11 protein-coding genes, 1 tRNA gene and 2 pseudogenes are annotated in these 14,852 nt (G+C 59.5%); 9 read left to right on the top strand and 5 right to left on the bottom strand.

All coding sequences use genetic code 11. The annotated features are described in order from the left end of the window. The first annotated feature begins 159 nt into the window (after positions 1 to 159). From R3F00_RS03205 to R3F00_RS03180, 6 genes and pseudogenes are all read left to right on the top strand, one after another. Positions 160 to 233, top strand: a tRNA-OTHER gene (locus R3F00_RS03205). 34 nt (positions 234 to 267) lie between these two features. Beyond that, positions 268 to 564, top strand: a complete 297-nt coding sequence (locus R3F00_RS03200; protein ID WP_371280260.1) for a hypothetical protein — start codon at positions 268 to 270, stop codon at positions 562 to 564. Further along, positions 543 to 1,268, top strand: coding sequence for a 30S ribosomal protein S6--L-glutamate ligase (locus tag R3F00_RS03195; RefSeq protein ID WP_371280259.1), 726 nt, complete (start codon positions 543 to 545; stop codon positions 1,266 to 1,268). Before R3F00_RS03200 ends, R3F00_RS03195 begins: the two co-directional genes overlap by 22 nt. Before the next feature lie 395 nt (positions 1,269 to 1,663). Next, positions 1,664 to 2,342: pseudogene (locus tag R3F00_RS03190) on the top strand (response regulator transcription factor). A gap of 186 nt (positions 2,343 to 2,528) precedes the next feature. Beyond that, on the top strand, positions 2,529 to 2,936 hold the full coding sequence (locus R3F00_RS03185; RefSeq protein ID WP_371280258.1) for a hypothetical protein: 408 nt from the start codon (positions 2,529 to 2,531) through the stop codon (positions 2,934 to 2,936). Between the two features lie 67 nt (positions 2,937 to 3,003). Next, entirely contained in the window at positions 3,004 to 3,756 is a 753-nt protein-coding gene (locus R3F00_RS03180; RefSeq protein ID WP_371280257.1) for a sensor histidine kinase, read from the top strand. 50 nt (positions 3,757 to 3,806) lie between these two features. Here the strand turns inward: R3F00_RS03180 and R3F00_RS03175 are convergent, their stop codons facing one another. Beyond that, on the bottom strand, positions 3,807 to 4,157 hold the full coding sequence (locus tag R3F00_RS03175; RefSeq protein ID WP_371280256.1) for a hypothetical protein: 351 nt from the start codon (positions 4,155 to 4,157) through the stop codon (positions 3,807 to 3,809). Positions 4,158 to 7,345: 3,188 nt separating this feature from the next. Between R3F00_RS03175 and R3F00_RS03170 the strand changes: the two genes are divergently transcribed. Both R3F00_RS03170 and R3F00_RS03165 read left to right on the top strand, forming a co-directional pair. Then, a complete protein-coding gene (locus tag R3F00_RS03170) occupies positions 7,346 to 7,876 on the top strand; it encodes a hypothetical protein (RefSeq protein ID WP_371280255.1) in 531 nt (176 codons plus the stop codon). A 112-nt stretch (positions 7,877 to 7,988) separates the two neighbouring features. After that, positions 7,989 to 8,525, top strand: coding sequence for a hypothetical protein (locus R3F00_RS03165; RefSeq protein WP_371280254.1), 537 nt, complete (start codon positions 7,989 to 7,991; stop codon positions 8,523 to 8,525). 928 nt (positions 8,526 to 9,453) lie between these two features. On the opposite strand, the gene R3F00_RS03160 is transcribed toward R3F00_RS03165, so the two are convergent. Next, the gene (locus R3F00_RS03160; protein ID WP_371280253.1) at positions 9,454 to 10,044 is read right to left on the bottom strand and encodes a hypothetical protein; all 591 of its coding nucleotides are present in this window, start codon (positions 10,042 to 10,044) and stop codon (positions 9,454 to 9,456) included. A 249-nt stretch (positions 10,045 to 10,293) separates the two neighbouring features. On the opposite strand from R3F00_RS03160, the gene asnB reads away from it, so the two are divergent. Next, on the top strand, positions 10,294 to 11,967 hold the full coding sequence (gene asnB, locus R3F00_RS03155) for an asparagine synthase B (protein ID WP_371280252.1): 1,674 nt from the start codon (positions 10,294 to 10,296) through the stop codon (positions 11,965 to 11,967). 181 nt (positions 11,968 to 12,148) lie between these two features. On the opposite strand, the gene metF is transcribed toward asnB, so the two are convergent. The 3 genes and pseudogenes from metF to ahcY form a co-directional block, all read right to left on the bottom strand. Then, the gene (metF, locus tag R3F00_RS03150; protein ID WP_371280251.1) at positions 12,149 to 13,003 is read right to left on the bottom strand and encodes a methylenetetrahydrofolate reductase [NAD(P)H]; all 855 of its coding nucleotides are present in this window, start codon (positions 13,001 to 13,003) and stop codon (positions 12,149 to 12,151) included. Beyond that, positions 13,000 to 13,341: pseudogene (locus R3F00_RS03145) on the bottom strand (four helix bundle protein); the annotation flags it as partial. The gene metF and the pseudogene R3F00_RS03145, both read right to left, overlap by 4 nt. A 65-nt stretch (positions 13,342 to 13,406) precedes the next feature. Beyond that, on the bottom strand, positions 13,407 to 14,837 hold the full coding sequence (gene ahcY / locus R3F00_RS03140; protein ID WP_371280250.1) for an adenosylhomocysteinase: 1,431 nt from the start codon (positions 14,835 to 14,837) through the stop codon (positions 13,407 to 13,409). Between the last annotated feature and the right edge of the window lie 15 nt (positions 14,838 to 14,852).

The raw sequence follows: 14,852 nt of genomic DNA, 5'->3' as shown, positions 1-14,852 counted from the left end.
TGAACGAGAACCGTCCGCCAGCGAGGGAGCATCGATCCGCGATGAATGTGGGTCGCCCTCAATCCGTGGAGGAAGCCGCACATCGGCCCGCACCGGCACGGAATTCGTTGCAGGGTGCTTTGCCGGTTGTGCGGTCGCGCGGATAATCTGTATTCCCCTGCGGGGTGTAGCTCAATGGCAGAGCTGTTGCTTCCCAGCAACTGACGAGGGTCTGATTCCCTTCACCTGCTCCAGCTCCAATTCTTCCTGGCGATCTGTTGTCCTGATGTGCGGATCGTCCGCACCGCGAAATCCCGGCCTCTCGGAATCCGCCATGAAAATTGGGATCATTTCACGCAATGCTTCGCCGTATTCGACTCGCGCCTGGTAGATGCGGGTCGACGCAGGGGACATGTCGTGCGTGTGAGCCGATCCCTTGCGCTGCGCACATGCGCATCTCGCGCGGCAAGTTCGGACATGCACTACAAGGGTCGGCCCCTGGCCGGATTCGATGCGGTCATTCCACGCATCGGCTCTCTTCGGTCACGTTCTACGGCACCGCCGTGTTGCGCCAGTTCGAGATGATGGGGGTCTACACGTCGAACAGTTCTGATGCGGTACTGCGTGCCCGCGACAAGTTGCGCTCGCTGCAGATGCTCGCACGCGAGGGAATCGATCTGCCAAGAACCGTTTTTGGCGACTATCCGGACGATACCGTCGACCTTCTGCAATGCTGGGCGACCCGCCGCACGATCAAGCTCAACGAGGGCACGCAGGGGCAGGGCGTGCTGCCTGCGGAAAAACGCTCGTCGTCACAGGGCACGATCGGAGGCGTTTCGTGCTCAGCCAACCGTCGTCCAGGAATCATCGGTGAGGCGGGCGGGGGCGATCTACGTTGCTTCGTGGTGGGCAATGAAGTGGCGGCAGCCATGCACCGTCAGGGCTCCGGAGTGGAGATTTCCGCCAACCTGCATCGCGGCGGCAAGGCCAGCAAGGTGGAACTGAGCGAAGAAGAGCGAAGTGTCGCCCTGAGCGCCGGTGGCAATCCTGAATCTGGGCATCGCCGGCGTGGACTTGCCGAGGCCTGGCGGCGCGGACCCCTGGAGGTACTGGAAGTCAACGCGTCCCCGGCCTCGAAGGCATCGAGCAGGCGACCGGGCTGGATCTGGCCGGCAGCATCATTGCCGGAGTCGAGGCCGGCTTCGCTCGCCCATCAATGGCCTGACCGCGGTACAGACGCGAGCAGGGTTGACCGGCCCTGCAAAAACTGGTGGTTAACGGAAGAATGAGGGGCGCTTTAACCTCCATTTAAGCTCCTGCTCCTCATAGTCCTGCTCACTGTAGGTTCTGCTCGACACTCAGCGTAAGGTCAGGTCACAGGCAGATTACGTAATCGGGGGCAGAAGCTTGGCCCAAGCGAGGTGTGTCTTCAAAGGCACCCTTGGCTATTTTATTTGTGTTGCTTCCGACTTCTTCCAACATTGAATCCACGCGCTTCCACATCCGCGACAAGCCCCCGAATCCCGACTGGATTTGGCCGTTTGCATGCCTGTGCGGATGCGCCGGCCGAAAGCCGTTGCATGGATGCATGCCCAGGTTTGATCCGATCGCGAGAGAGCCAATGAACAAACCGTCGCGGGGCTTCCGCATCAATTTCCAGAATTCCGAGTTGTTTAGGCAGGTCATGCGCATACTCGTCATAGAAGACAACAGTGATATCGCTGCCAATATCGGTGACTTCTCGCCGATCGCGGTCTGGCCAGGGTCGATTTCGCGGGGAGACGGCGTCACCGGCCCACTCTGGCCGTGGTCAACGAATTCGACGCCATCAGCCGATTCGAGTTTGCCCGGCATGGATGGGCTTGAAGTCTGCCGCAAGCTGCACAGGAGGCCCGGCGCCAGACCCCCGGTGCTCATGCTGGACGGCGCGCGACGCGCTGGAGCAGAAGCTGACCGGTTTTGATTCCGGGCCGACGATTACATGGTCAGCCGTTTGCGCTGCAGGAGCCTGCTGCCCGCATCGAAGTGCTGGGTCGTCGCGGCAAGGGCATCAAGAGTCGCGTGCTCAAGCTGGCCGATTCACCTACAACCTCGATACGCTGGATCGTATCCGCGCCGGAAAGTCGATCCAGCTCAATCCTATCGGTCTCGCCGCTGCAGGCGCTGATGGACAAGGTACCGGTGGCGACCCGTCAGGAGCTGGAAACCCCGGGTCTGGGGCGAAGAACTTCCAGACAGCGATTCCTTGCGCGTCCACATCCACGGTCTGCGCGCCGCGATCGACAAACCTTTTGACAAGCCGCTGATCCGACTCGTCACGGCATTGGCTACGTCATGACGATCCGGATGCAGTACCGGCGTAGGCTCCGCAGCCGGATCATCATCTCGTTTGCGCTGTCGGGCCTCGGCCTGACCGCGCTGTTCGTTGCAGCGACGATCTACCTGCGCGTGCGCATGGAAGATCAGATCATCAATGAGACGCTGGACCCGCGAACTGGTCCACTTCGTCGATTTCAAGCGCGAGTATCCGCAACCGGACGCGCTGGAGCATGTCCCTTTTCGAAGCCCAGATCGTGCGTGCGGGGCGCACGGCGACGGTACCGTTTGCCTGGCAAGCGTTCGATTCGGGCGTCTACGACATCCAGGATCTCGACGCTTCCGGACAGTTGCGCTCCTACAAGCTGGCGGCCCGGGCGACAGCGATTGGCCTATCTGGGTGCCTGCTGATCAAAGTTCGCAGAAGCTGGACCGAGCGCCAGTTGCTTGGTCGTACCGGGCTCACCGTGCTCGTGTTCGCGGTGCTGTCGCTGATCATGGGCCTGTGGCTGTCCTCGCGCGTGATGAGTCCGTCACCGAGCTGGCGGGACGCTCAAGGAACTGCGCATGGCACCCCAGCACGCCGATGGCGCCCCGATTCGCCGATGACGAAGTCGGCCAGCTGCACGGGCGCTGGATGACTATGCCGAGCGCCTCACCCACCTGGTCGAGCGTGATCGCGAGTTCAACGCCGACGTCAGCCACGAGTTGCGCACGCCCCTGGCCGTGATCGCGTCGACCACGGAACTGATGATGGGAATGGGCCTGCCGGACAAGGCGCACGAACGCCTGCGGCGATCGAACGCGTGGCCTGTCAATCCACTGAGCTGGACCGATGCCCTGTTGCTGCTGTCGCGCAGCGAACGCCAGGCGCCTGTTCGACGTGAAACCACGGATGTGGCCAGGGTTGCCGAGCAGGTCATCGATATCAGTCGACCGCACCTGGGCAACAAGCCGGTCGAAGTCCGACTGGAAGTCGAAGAGCCGCTTCTGACGGCAGCACCCTCGTCCGTGGTCGCGGTGGCCCCGACCAACCTGATCAGCAATGCCTTCAAGTACACCCAGGCGGGGAGAAGTCTGCGTGATCATCGGCCACGGTCGGTTGCGGTTGAAGACACCGGCCCCGGCATCGCCGCCGAAGACGCCGAGCGCCTGTTCGAACGCGGGGAACGCGGCACGACCCTGGCCTGGCGCCTGGCTCGGCCTCGCCATCGTGCGCCTGTGCGAATCCTACGGATGCAACGCATCTGGCACCGCACCGCAGGTGGCGCCGTGGCGACCCCAGTTCGACTATCGTCCGATCGGGCCCTGAAGCGGCAGATCAGGAAACCGGATCCAGCCAGTTCCGCAGCGATCTTCGGTCTTGCCGGTGAACAGGCCGAAGTACAAGTCCTGCAGCTTGCGCGTCAACGGCCCGGCCTTCGCCGACCGCCTTGCCGTCCACCGAGCGGATCGGGGTGACTTCCGCAGCAGTACCGCACATCAGGATTTCGTCGGCGAGATACAGGTATTCACGGCATGTCGCGTTCGATGACTTCGATGCCCCGTCTGCGCGCGAGCGCATCAGGTATGCCGGGTGATGCCATTGAGGACGCTGCGCTGGCCGGGGTGAAGTAGCTGGCCATCGAAAACCAGGAACAGATTCTCGCCGGCGCTCGAGCAGACCCGTCGAGGCCAGGCGATGGTGCCTTTCGCCGGTTATGGCGATGCGCCTGCGTGACTGTCAGCTGGCCGGACAGATAGCCACCGGCCTTGGCGCCGGTCGGAATCGTGTTCGGTGCCATCCGGTTCCAGCTCGAAACACAGGCGCCGATACCGGCCGACACGCCTGGCCCGAGACAGGCCCATTCCCAGGTCGCCACGGCCACATCTGTCGGCGTATCCGCCGACAGGCCGAAGCCGCCCAGTTCGCGAAACGCGACCGGTCGCAGATAGCCTGGTCAGGCTGTTCTTCAGATGACTTACCACGGCAGGCGGCCGCCAGTTCGTCGATCGTGTAGGGAATGACGGATGTCGTGATCTTGGCCGAGAGAGGAGAGGCGCTTGAGGATGGTCGGTCAGGCGGAAGATCGCCGGGCCAGTTCGGCGTCTCAACTGCGGATGCCTTCGAAGACCGAGGAGCCAGTGCAGGGCATGCGCCATAACGTGCACGGTCGCTTCGGCCCAGGGTTTGATCTGCTGTTCGCCAGATGAACTCGGGATAGGTCGCAGCCATGTCGGATTCCTGATCGCGGAGCCACAACAGATAACCGGCGGGTCGCACGCCGCTAACCGGCTGGGCCCCGGGCCAAATCAGGTGATTCAGAGGGGGAAGGGCTGGACGCCTGCTACGGTGCATCCAGCGCTTCCCGGGTCCAGTAAGGAAGGTGGTATCCACCGGCACAGGGGGCCGAAGGGTGCCGAAGCAGATCGGACAAACTGATTGTTCTTCGACGGGCATCAGTCGACAGATTCAGAACCGTCCCCTGGACTCTGGATTCGGGCACGATTGGCACTGACTTCAAGCTCTCCCATTCCAAGCAGGCTGGGCGCTTCTCAACAGCCGTCGGCTGGTCATCCTGTTCTTGATCTTGGTTTGGCAAATCAAGTGCAGAACTGGATCTCAGCCTGCGCTGGGATGACGAGCAAAGACTTGCCTGGCGCCGCCTTGCGCCAGTGCCCAAAATGCTGAGCTATCCAGGCAGGAAATATCCCCAGATTAGACCGTTGGATTAGACCGCACGACGGCGGAACACGATGAATTTATTAAGAGAATGTCCGCAGCTTTTGTCAATTTTCCATGTTAGGTTGTGGGAATAGATCCTACTGTGGGGACCGAAGGTAGTTGGGCCTAGTGAAAAGCATGCGATCAGTTGTATTGAAAATCACCGAGTGGGAATTCCGCGAAGGCGTGGACATCGGATATTGCGCATACCAAGAATATGCTCGTCGACCAGCTTCGCAAATCCACGCCAATGAGTCACACGGAGGCAAGCGCTAGTACGGGCAGTCTTTTGCCATGAGTCATCTGAGCTGTTGCTGGTCAATGCAGAGTTTTACAATGCCATTCAAATGCTTCACCTGGTTGGTGCGCAAGTTGAAGTTCATCCAGCCCAACCAAGGTTCAAGCCGACGCTGCAAACGGCGCGCCAGACCAGCGGTGTTAGCCATCACAGAAGGGACTTTCGCAGCGTGAGATCAAGGGCCGCCCTCGCAATTGTGTTTGCTTCTCGCAGTGGGCCAGGCGTGCGCGTGCTCTGTGCTGCACGTTCCTTTCGATTCAATGCTCCCGTCGTACACACAACTTTTCGTAGGTGACGTAGTTGCAGTACACTCGTGGAATGAGCGCAAACGTCTTCGTGAGATCGCAGAAGGATCAGAACAACAGATCAATACACATCGGGCGGGTTTAACGCTCGAATACTCTGTTCGAGTACTGGTTACACATAGCCTCAAGGGTTCGCCGGAGTCCATCGTGGAGCTTCTCATTGGCGGTTGCGGAGTACCCATTCCGCAAGTTGGCGAGCCAGGGTTATTCTTGTTCCCAGTGAGGGCCGAGTAGCCGTCGTGTATCAAAGCGATCGCCGCTTCTCTGAGTGGCTTCATCAAAGCGACCAAACATGCTCGCAGTGAAGGCTAACTATGTGGTCAAGCGGACAGCGGGGGAGGCTATGGTGTTTCTGGATGTTTCATCGTGCCGCTGCCGCTTACCACGGCGTTAGAACTAAATGGCCACAGCGCAATGCCTGGAATGCAAAGAGGGCGAAATAACTATCTTATCTCGGCTGTTCGCAAACACGCGTAAGCCGTGTCGTTGCCTAATTGCTCTGCGCTACTTGTTCCAGTTCGCGAATCACCAGTTGACTATTTGCTGCAGGCCATCGCTTTGGTCTTCTTTGCATGGATGTTTCTGGGCGGGCTTTTGGTCTCGATCAAAAGAACAAGTTATGTTTGCTTGGTTGGCGGGCACTCTTGTCATTCTGTCTATCGCGTTCTGGCGCACATCTGTCAGCCCTATTCGGCTAATTACAAGTCGTATGCGAGAGTCGAGGAAACCATTACTCTTGTTATCCTTGGTTCAATCATAATCGTCGGGCTGTACTTAGGTGGGTATAAGAGTTCTAACTTTTCGTCCAAGCCGACCGCTGACGCGCCAGAAGCATTTAACTCTGGTGTTATGCCTTCATGAACGGTAGTAGAAATTCCCAACCTGGGTTCTTTTGGAAGCTCTATTTCGTGTTCCTTGCGGTTTGCATGGCGGTGTATCTGGTTCCGGAGATCTCATCACGGTTGAGTTTATGGGATCTCCCCTGAGTGCACTGAAGTTCTTGTCGGTCTGTAGGGCTATATCCGTCAGGTGCCTATGGGTTGGCGGCATTTGGGTCTTCTACGCTATCTATAGCAGCCTGGCGGACTTGTGACTCTGTACTATCTCGCGGAAAGTATCGTAAAGCACCTTGAAGGCTCTTTACTGGTCTCGCTATCAGCTCAGCCCTAGCAGCTCCGCTATTTGTTGCACTATGGCGCTATACCTTTAGGTCGCCGCATATTTAGGTCACGAAGAGCGCATAACTGTTCAATCAAGCCAAACCGCTAGCAGCGGCTTATTTCCAGTGTTATTGTACTCAATAAGCCATCCCGAAAACGCATTGCCGGGCCCATCTGGTGGTTCTACTTCGCCCTCTCATTGCTTCTGGAGTGCGTTTCGCTTATCAGGGCGTAAGCCGCCAATTGAGCTCGCATTTGGAATCGTCAACGCGTTTACGCAATGGCTTGTGGGGCTACATATCTCAGGTTGCAGTCGGCTGGCGGCTGTTCTGGGTGTTGTATTTTGTTGCGTCGGTCGTGGCAAACAATTTGTTTGGATTTGCGCTCTTTGCAGCAGGCATTGGACAGCGGGATTTCGCCTTCCTCGCGATAGTCAGTTTCTCTATTGTCCTTGTTGCTCCAGTATCTTGCACTTTGGCGATATGCGTTTCGATCGCGAAAGTCTGGATGATCCTGGTACATAACTAGTCATTCGAGCCGACGTGCTAGCCTGCGGCTCAATTCAGGTGTTGGCCACTTCACCATGCCTCCTGACCTCTCGCAACTTCAGATAATTGCAGGTATCGCCCTTACCGCGGTAACCGTGATGGGCGTAGTGTTCGGTTGGTTCGGAAAGTTGTGGGTGGGGTTGAAGCACGTCTTTATGCGCAAAGAGTCGAGTGCGCTGCTTGAGGTGCCATCAAAGACCCTCGTAGTTCTACCATTATCTGCGGCCGGGGCCTGCTGGTGGCACATGGGCAGTTCGGGTGGCGAGCCTGCCATGCAGATCGTCGCAGAGTTCAAGTGCACGAATATCAGTGTTTACGACGCGTTGATCACAGGTGCGCAACTCAGAAAGCCAAGGTCGTTCGGCATGGTGCTGACTCAATCGCAGGGCGAAAGCATATACGGCTCGTACCCAATACCTACCAGAGCCACCTCTCAGGTCAGTGTAAGTCTCTGGGTCGTTCCTCCCGTGTGCAAACCAGGCACGCCCTTCAAGGCCGATGTGGCTCTTAGAGACCAGTTCGGCAATCTTCACTGGGCCCGCGACGTTGAATTTATTTACCGGTAGGGTGAAGTCTAACTGGCAGGTCAAGCGGACCTGCGGAGAGATACTTCGAATGAACCGAACACTGTCGGCCGCAGGCCGCTTACCACAGCGTTAGGCCACAAGTCCACACAACATGCGCTGGTCCAACATTCTTGCAGCAGTCGGTGTCATTGCTGGAGCCATTTTCGCGGTCAGCGATGAGGCGCCGAACCTTCTTGCGCACTGCGAGGCGCAAAGTCAGGACTCGTACGCACGGATGCTGATCTTGGCGCTGCTTTTTTGCATTCACTGCCTAGTGCTATCCGCAGGCGCATACGTCGTACTGAGGCTCGGTCGCGTCGGAAAGGGAATACTCCAGCGCATCGCCGGAGTCGTAGGCGTAGTGGCGGCTGCGTTCGCTGTGGGGTTCTGTATGGCCATCGCAGACCCAGTGCTCCACTATTTTGTGGTCGCGTCGTGCGCTGCCTTTGATGTATGCAGCGGTCCCGGATTTGCGAACAGCCTAATGCGTGGCACGTACGCTGCCGCCAACTGGCCAAACACGCCTGTGGCTGTTTTCATGGTCACTGTCTTCACGACAGTTGCATTCGTCGTTCAAGATATTGCGCGCCGTGAACACAATGTGCCCGCGCAGCCCGGCGCCAATCAACCTGCCAAGCTCGGGCCGTAGCCTGTGGGCAATTCAGCGGCATCGGCGGCGGGTTCGTTTCAGACACCAGCGCACATCGCACGCCATCCCCATTCAAAGCCATATTTCGCAGCGTGCCACCAGTCGCTCACCAACGCATCGCCACAACTAAAAAGTACAAGGCGTCCACAGTGTCTCACTTTGGTGTAGGTTCTGGTCTAACTAGGCGTTCAACGCGACCGTTATGTGTTGCCGCCAAAATCGTGCGTCCATGTGCGGCGCGTTAACTTTGGTGTTAGATGCCGGTGGATAGGATGCGGAAGTACCCTGACGTTTTGGATCCTGAGCTTGTTGGCAGCTATCCCGCCTCTGCGAAGGCGGGAGGCGGCTACGTTTGGGATGCTGTGCTCGAGTACCGAGTTTGGTGCTACCCGAGCGCTGGTGCCTCTGACGAGTGTGAGGGGTCAGACTACTACTACACGTTCGATTCCTACGATGAGGCGCTAGAGTTCTCGAAGCAGACCGCCGGAGCACAGGAGCCGCTCGCTTTGGTGTTACAAGAGGAGTTCATCGACGAGCCGGAGCCCGGCACGTTCCTTCACGTCAAAGAGCGCCGAGTTGTAGAGTGGCCGGTAGAGTTTCTGTCTCGGCCCCGGCGAACCCCATCGACCATCCCTGATTTCGTGTCGCCCCACGCGCCGTCCAATCGACTCGCCATCCTGCGTGGCGAGGTACGCTGAGTTGGCATCTAACTACGCATTAGAGCGGATTGGACGATTCCCTCGGTTTAGTGGACACCCTGAACTATCCGTTTGGACTTCCCCCGGTCCAGCAGACACCTGGATTCGGCTCAGTGCTTCTTGAGGCGCGCTTCTGGCCTACAGGTGCCGCTCGGCGAGGCCTATCATCCTTCGGCGAGCCCAATATTCGAAGGTCGGGGCACGCAGACCTCGGTTGCATGCGCATTGAATCAGTAGGGTAGCTGCAACCACCAGCAGCCGAGCGTTTCGGTCATGCCGAATCGTCTGACGGCTTCATAGGGGACGCGGCGCTCCTGTTCGGCCATGGTGCGGATGATCAGTTCATATGCGACAGGACTGTGGACGTCCACGCGCGAGCGCGGGCTCCGGACGGTCTCGGGAGCGTCGGCGTAACTGTCGAGCTCGATGGATATCAGTGGCTCCCCCATCATCACCGCCAGCTCCTTGAGCGGCGCCATGGATGAGCCCTGGCCGAAGCCGTCCCAGAGGAAAAGGCCGGACAGGCCAACGCCGCTTGCCGTTCCGAAGGCGGCCGCCACGCGCTCACGCAAGTCTTCGGGCGAGGTCGGGCAGGTCTGCGTGGTGACTGGCCGGCTGATCGAGGGGCTCAGGCTCGGGTCGAGCGTTTTTGTCGCAGAGGGTGGTGCGGCGGGTGCTACCGACAATCCGGACTGCGCGCACTTCTGATCGCTGAATGTGGGCTCTCCGTTGGCACCAATGCAGCGGTGAATGTTTGCGTCCTGCGCGCTGGCAATCGCGACAACGAGAAGCTGGGCAATCGGGAAGAACGCTGGTTTCATCTGCAAGCAAATCCGATGCGAAGCGGGCTTGTCATGTTCGCCCTGATCTGGTCTAGTGCTGCACATGTTCACTGCTTCCGTCCATTCGAATGCCGCCCTGACTGCCCCGATCGAGGGCACGAATAATAATGCGCGTTCCACAATCGGGCTCGGCGTGCACTAGGGATTACACACCATACACACGCAGAAGGCCCGCCACTGAGCGGGCCTTTTGCTTTTCAGGGTTTCATTCATAAAGGAAAGCCAATCATGTGCTCGATACTCGGCATTTTCGACCTACAGCCCGGCGACAACCAGCCGGCCTTGCGTCGGCTCGCGCTTGAACTCAGTCAGCGCCAGCGTCACCGCGGGCCCGACTGGAGCGGTGTCCATGCGGATGATCGCGCCATCCTCGTCCACGAACGCCTGGCCATCGTTGACCCGGCCGGTGGCGCGCAGCCGATTCGTTCAGCCGATGGCGAACTCGTGCTGGCCGTGAATGGCGAGATCTACAACCACAAGGCGCTCGAGCAGGGTCTCGACACGCCATACGCGTTCCAGACAGGATCCGATTGCGAGGTCATCAACGCCCTGTACCGGGAGCGTGGCGCGGATGGCGTGGCCGCCCTCAACGGCATCTTTGCCTTCGCGCTCTGGGATCACGCCAACAACCGTTACCTGATCGCACGCGACCCGATTGGCGTATGTCCCCTGTACTGGGGCCACGATCGTGAAGGCCGGCTTTGTGTCGCATCAGAGATGAAGGCGCTGTCGGGTATTTGCGCTGACCTGGCCGAATTTCCGCCCGGACACGTCTACGACAGCGCAACCGGCGCGCTGCAACGCTACTACAACAAGCCGTGGCGCGATCATGCCTTCACCGAGGGTGTCAGCGTCCCTGCGCAGGAATTGCGCGCCGCCTTCGAGGCTGCGGTGCATCGACAGATGATGACCGACGTCCCCTATGGCGTGCTGCTTTCCGGTGGTCTCGACTCCTCCCTGGTGGCCGCCTGCGCGGCGCGTTTTGCGCGTCGTCGTGTCGAGGAAAATGATGCTTCCGAAGCCTGGTGGCCGCGCCTGCATTCGTTCGCCATCGGACTTGAGGGCTCGCCTGATCTTGCCGCTGCGGAAATCGCCGCGGAATCGCTCGGCACCGTGCATCACGGATTCCGCTACACCTTCGAGGAAGGGCTCGATGCCTTGCCCGAGGTGATCCGGCACGTGGAAACCTATGACGTCACCACGATTCGCGCGTCGACGCCGATGTATCTGCTCGGGCGGAGGATCAAGGCCATGGGCGTGAAGATGGTGCTGTCCGGGGAAGGCTCGGATGAAATCTTCGGCGGCTATCTGTACTTCCACAAGGCGCCGAACGCGCGCGAATTCCATGAGGAAACCGTACGCAAGATCGATGCCCTGCATTCGTATGATTGCGCCCGCGCAAACAAGTCGATGATGGCCTGGGGTGTCGAGGCGCGCGTGCCGTTTCTTGACCTGGAATTCCTCGACATCGCCATGAGCATGGATGCGAAACACAAGATGGCCGGCAACGGACGCATCGAAAAGGCGGTGCTGCGCGAAGCCTTCGAGGGCGCCCTGCCGGATTCGATCCTGTGGCGTCAGAAGGAACAGTTCAGCGATGGCGTCGGCTACGGGTGGATCGACGGCCTCAAGGCGCATGCAGAGGCCCAGGTCAGCGATCGAGAATTCGCTGCCGCCGCGAAGCGGTTTCCGCTCAATCCGCCGGCGACGAAGGAAGCCTACTGGTATCGCTCCCTGTTCGAGCAGTACTTCCCCGGTGACGCCTGCGCGCAGACGATACCGGGTGGCAAGTCGATTGCCTGTTCGTCCGCGGCGGCGATCGCCTGGGATCCCGCATTCGCCAATGCCGCCGATCCTTCAGGTCGCGCTGTTGCCGGGGTGCACATGGCTTCCAACGCATAGGCGGAGAACAAAGCCCATACGAGGTGGAAAGTATCGAAGCTGCGCAAAAATGACGGACTTCTGCAGGAGGCCCGTCATGTGCGATGCTCTTTGGTGCACTACAACAGGAGCATCGCCCCTGACGGGCCTCCTGCGAGGCAACGCGCCAGGGCGGACGTGTTTGGCTGGTGATCGAACCCCGCTACAACCGCTCAAGCACCGCCATCGTAGGCCTGGCGCGATTGAGCGTGTAGAAATGCATGCCCGGTGCGCCGCCTTCGACCAGCCGCCTGCACAGGTCCGCGACAACATCGGCGCTGAAGTCGCGGATTGAGGAGGCATCGTCGCCAAAGGCTGTCAGGCGCTTGGCCAGCCAGCGTGGAATTTCTGCGCCGCACATGTCGGAGAATCGGCGCAGCTGACTGAAGTTCGCGATGGGCATGATGCCGGGGACCACCGGCACGTCGACGCCCATCTTGCGGATCGCGTCGACGAAGCGGAAATAGCCGTCGGCATTGTAGAAATACTGGGTGATCGCACCGTTGGCGCCGGCCTCGATCTTGCGCTTGAAGTTGGCAAGATCGGCGAGCGCGTCGTTGGCTTGCGGATGGACTTCCGGGTAGCAGGCGACCTCGATGCGGAAGCGATCACCGGTTTCCTCGCGGATGAATGCGACCAGATCGCTGGCATAGCGGAAATCGCCGATGCTGGCCATGCCCGAAGGCAGATCACCGCGCAGGGCGACGATGCGGGTGACACCCAGTGACTTGTAGTCTTCGATCAGGGAGCGGACCTCGGCACGCGATCCACCCATGCAGGACAGATGCGGTGCTGCATCCAGCGCATGTTTGCTGCGCAGGCTGCGCACGGCATCGACGGTGTGGCTCAGTGTCGAGCCGCCGGCGCCGAAGGTCATCGATACGTATTCGGGCGATGCGGGCTTGAGCAGGCGGACGGTCCTGTCCAAAGCTTCGCGCTGTTCGTCGGTCTTGGGCGGGAAGAACTCAAAAGAAACTGGGGCGCCGTGAGCGGATAGCGGTGAGCGGTGAGCGGTCATTCCGAACCTCGGGTATCTGGCTGGCGTTTGGATGTGATCAGGGCGTTGAGTATTGCGAAATGCAGTTGAATCGAATCCTGCATTTCGCCTGCGTCTTTCAAATAGTTCAGATCACATGCGATCCAGAGTTGAGTATCCAGCTCCGAAAGAGAATCGCGAGCGATCACGAGGAATCGGACCAGCTCGACCCGGCCACTGCGTCCAGCCCCTTCCGCGATGTTGGACGGAATGCTGATTGCCGAGCGTCGAATCCGATTGGTCAGACTGAATTGCTCGTGGTCCGGAAAATCGGAAGTGACGCGATACACCTCTCGAACAAGGCGCATCGCGTCCTTCCAGAGGTCGAGATCGTAGTGGCGAGGACATTGCCCTGGACTTTCCCGCTCACCGCTCGACCGCTCACTTAGTACCTGTAGTGTTCGGGCTTGTACGGCCCTTCAACCGGTACGCCGAGATACGCGGCCTGTTCCTTGGTCAGCGTGGTCAGCTTGACGCCGATTTTTTCCAGATGCAGACGCGCGACTTCCTCGTCGAGTTTCTTCGGCAGGATGTAGACCTTGTTCTCGTAGCGGCCCTTGTTCGCCCACAGATCGATCTGGGCCAGGGTCTGGTTCGAGAACGAGTTCGACATCACGAAGCTCGGATGGCCAGTGGCGCAACCGAGATTGACCAGACGCCCTTCGGCGAGCAGGAAGATCGAGCGACCGTCCTTGAAGGTGAACTTGTCGACCTGCGGCTTGATGTTGAGCTTGGTCACGCCTTCCAGCTTGTACAGCGCATCGACCTGAATCTCGTTGTCGAAGTGGCCGATGTTGCAGACGATCGCCTGGTCCTTCATCGACTGCATGTGTTCGACGGTCAGCACGTCCTTGTTGCCGGTCGTGGTCACATAGATATCGCCGCGACCCAGGGTCGATTCGACAGTATTGACTTCGAAACCTTCCATCGACGCCTGCAGCGCATTGATCGGATCGATTTCGGTGACGACGACGCGGGCGCCGTAGGCACGCAGGCTATGGGCCGAACCCTTGCCGACGTCGCCATATCCGCAGACCACGGCGACCTTGCCGGCCAGCATCACGTCCATCGCGCGCTTGAGGCCGTCGGCCAGTGATTCGCGGCAGCCGTAGAGGTTGTCGAACTTCGACTTGGTCACCGAATCGTTGACGTTGATGGCCGGGACCAGCAGCTTGCCGGCTTCGAGCATCTGGTAGAGACGATGCACGCCGGTGGTGGTCTCCTCGGAGACGCCCTTCCAGTCCTTGACGACGGTGTGCCAGAACCCGGGACGCTCCTTGGCGACGCGCTTGAGCAGGTTCTTGATCACCTGTTCCTCGTGGGAGGAAGCCGGCTCGTCGACCCACTTCGAACCGTTCTCGAGCTCATAACCCTTGTGGATCAGCAGGGTCACGTCGCCGCCATCGTCGACAACGAGCTCGGGACCCTTGTTGCCCGGGAAGGTCAGCGCATCCAGCGTGCAGTCCCAGTACTCTTCGAGCGTCTCGCCTTTCCATGCGAACACCGGGGTACCGGTGGCTGCGATCGCCGCAGCGGCGTGATCCTGGGTCGAGAAGATGTTGCACGACGCCCAGCGCACGTCGGCGCCGATGTCCTTCAGCGTTTCGATCAGGACGGCGGTCTGGATAGTCATGTGCAACGAACCGGTCACGCGCACGCCCTTCAGCGGTGCTTCGGCTGCGTACTTCTTGCGGATCGACATCAAGCCCGGCATCTCGTGCTCGGCGATGTCGATTTCCTTGCGGCCATAGTCGGCCAGCGAGATATCGGCAATCTTGTAGTCGGTATTCGGGGTGTTCTTTACCACGGCATTCATGCGGTTCGCTCCGTT

This window comes from Dokdonella sp. (genome assembly GCF_041395345.1).
Taxonomy (GTDB): Bacteria; Pseudomonadota; Gammaproteobacteria; order Xanthomonadales; family Rhodanobacteraceae; genus Dokdonella.
This window is presented reverse-complemented; position numbering and strand designations above follow the sequence as displayed.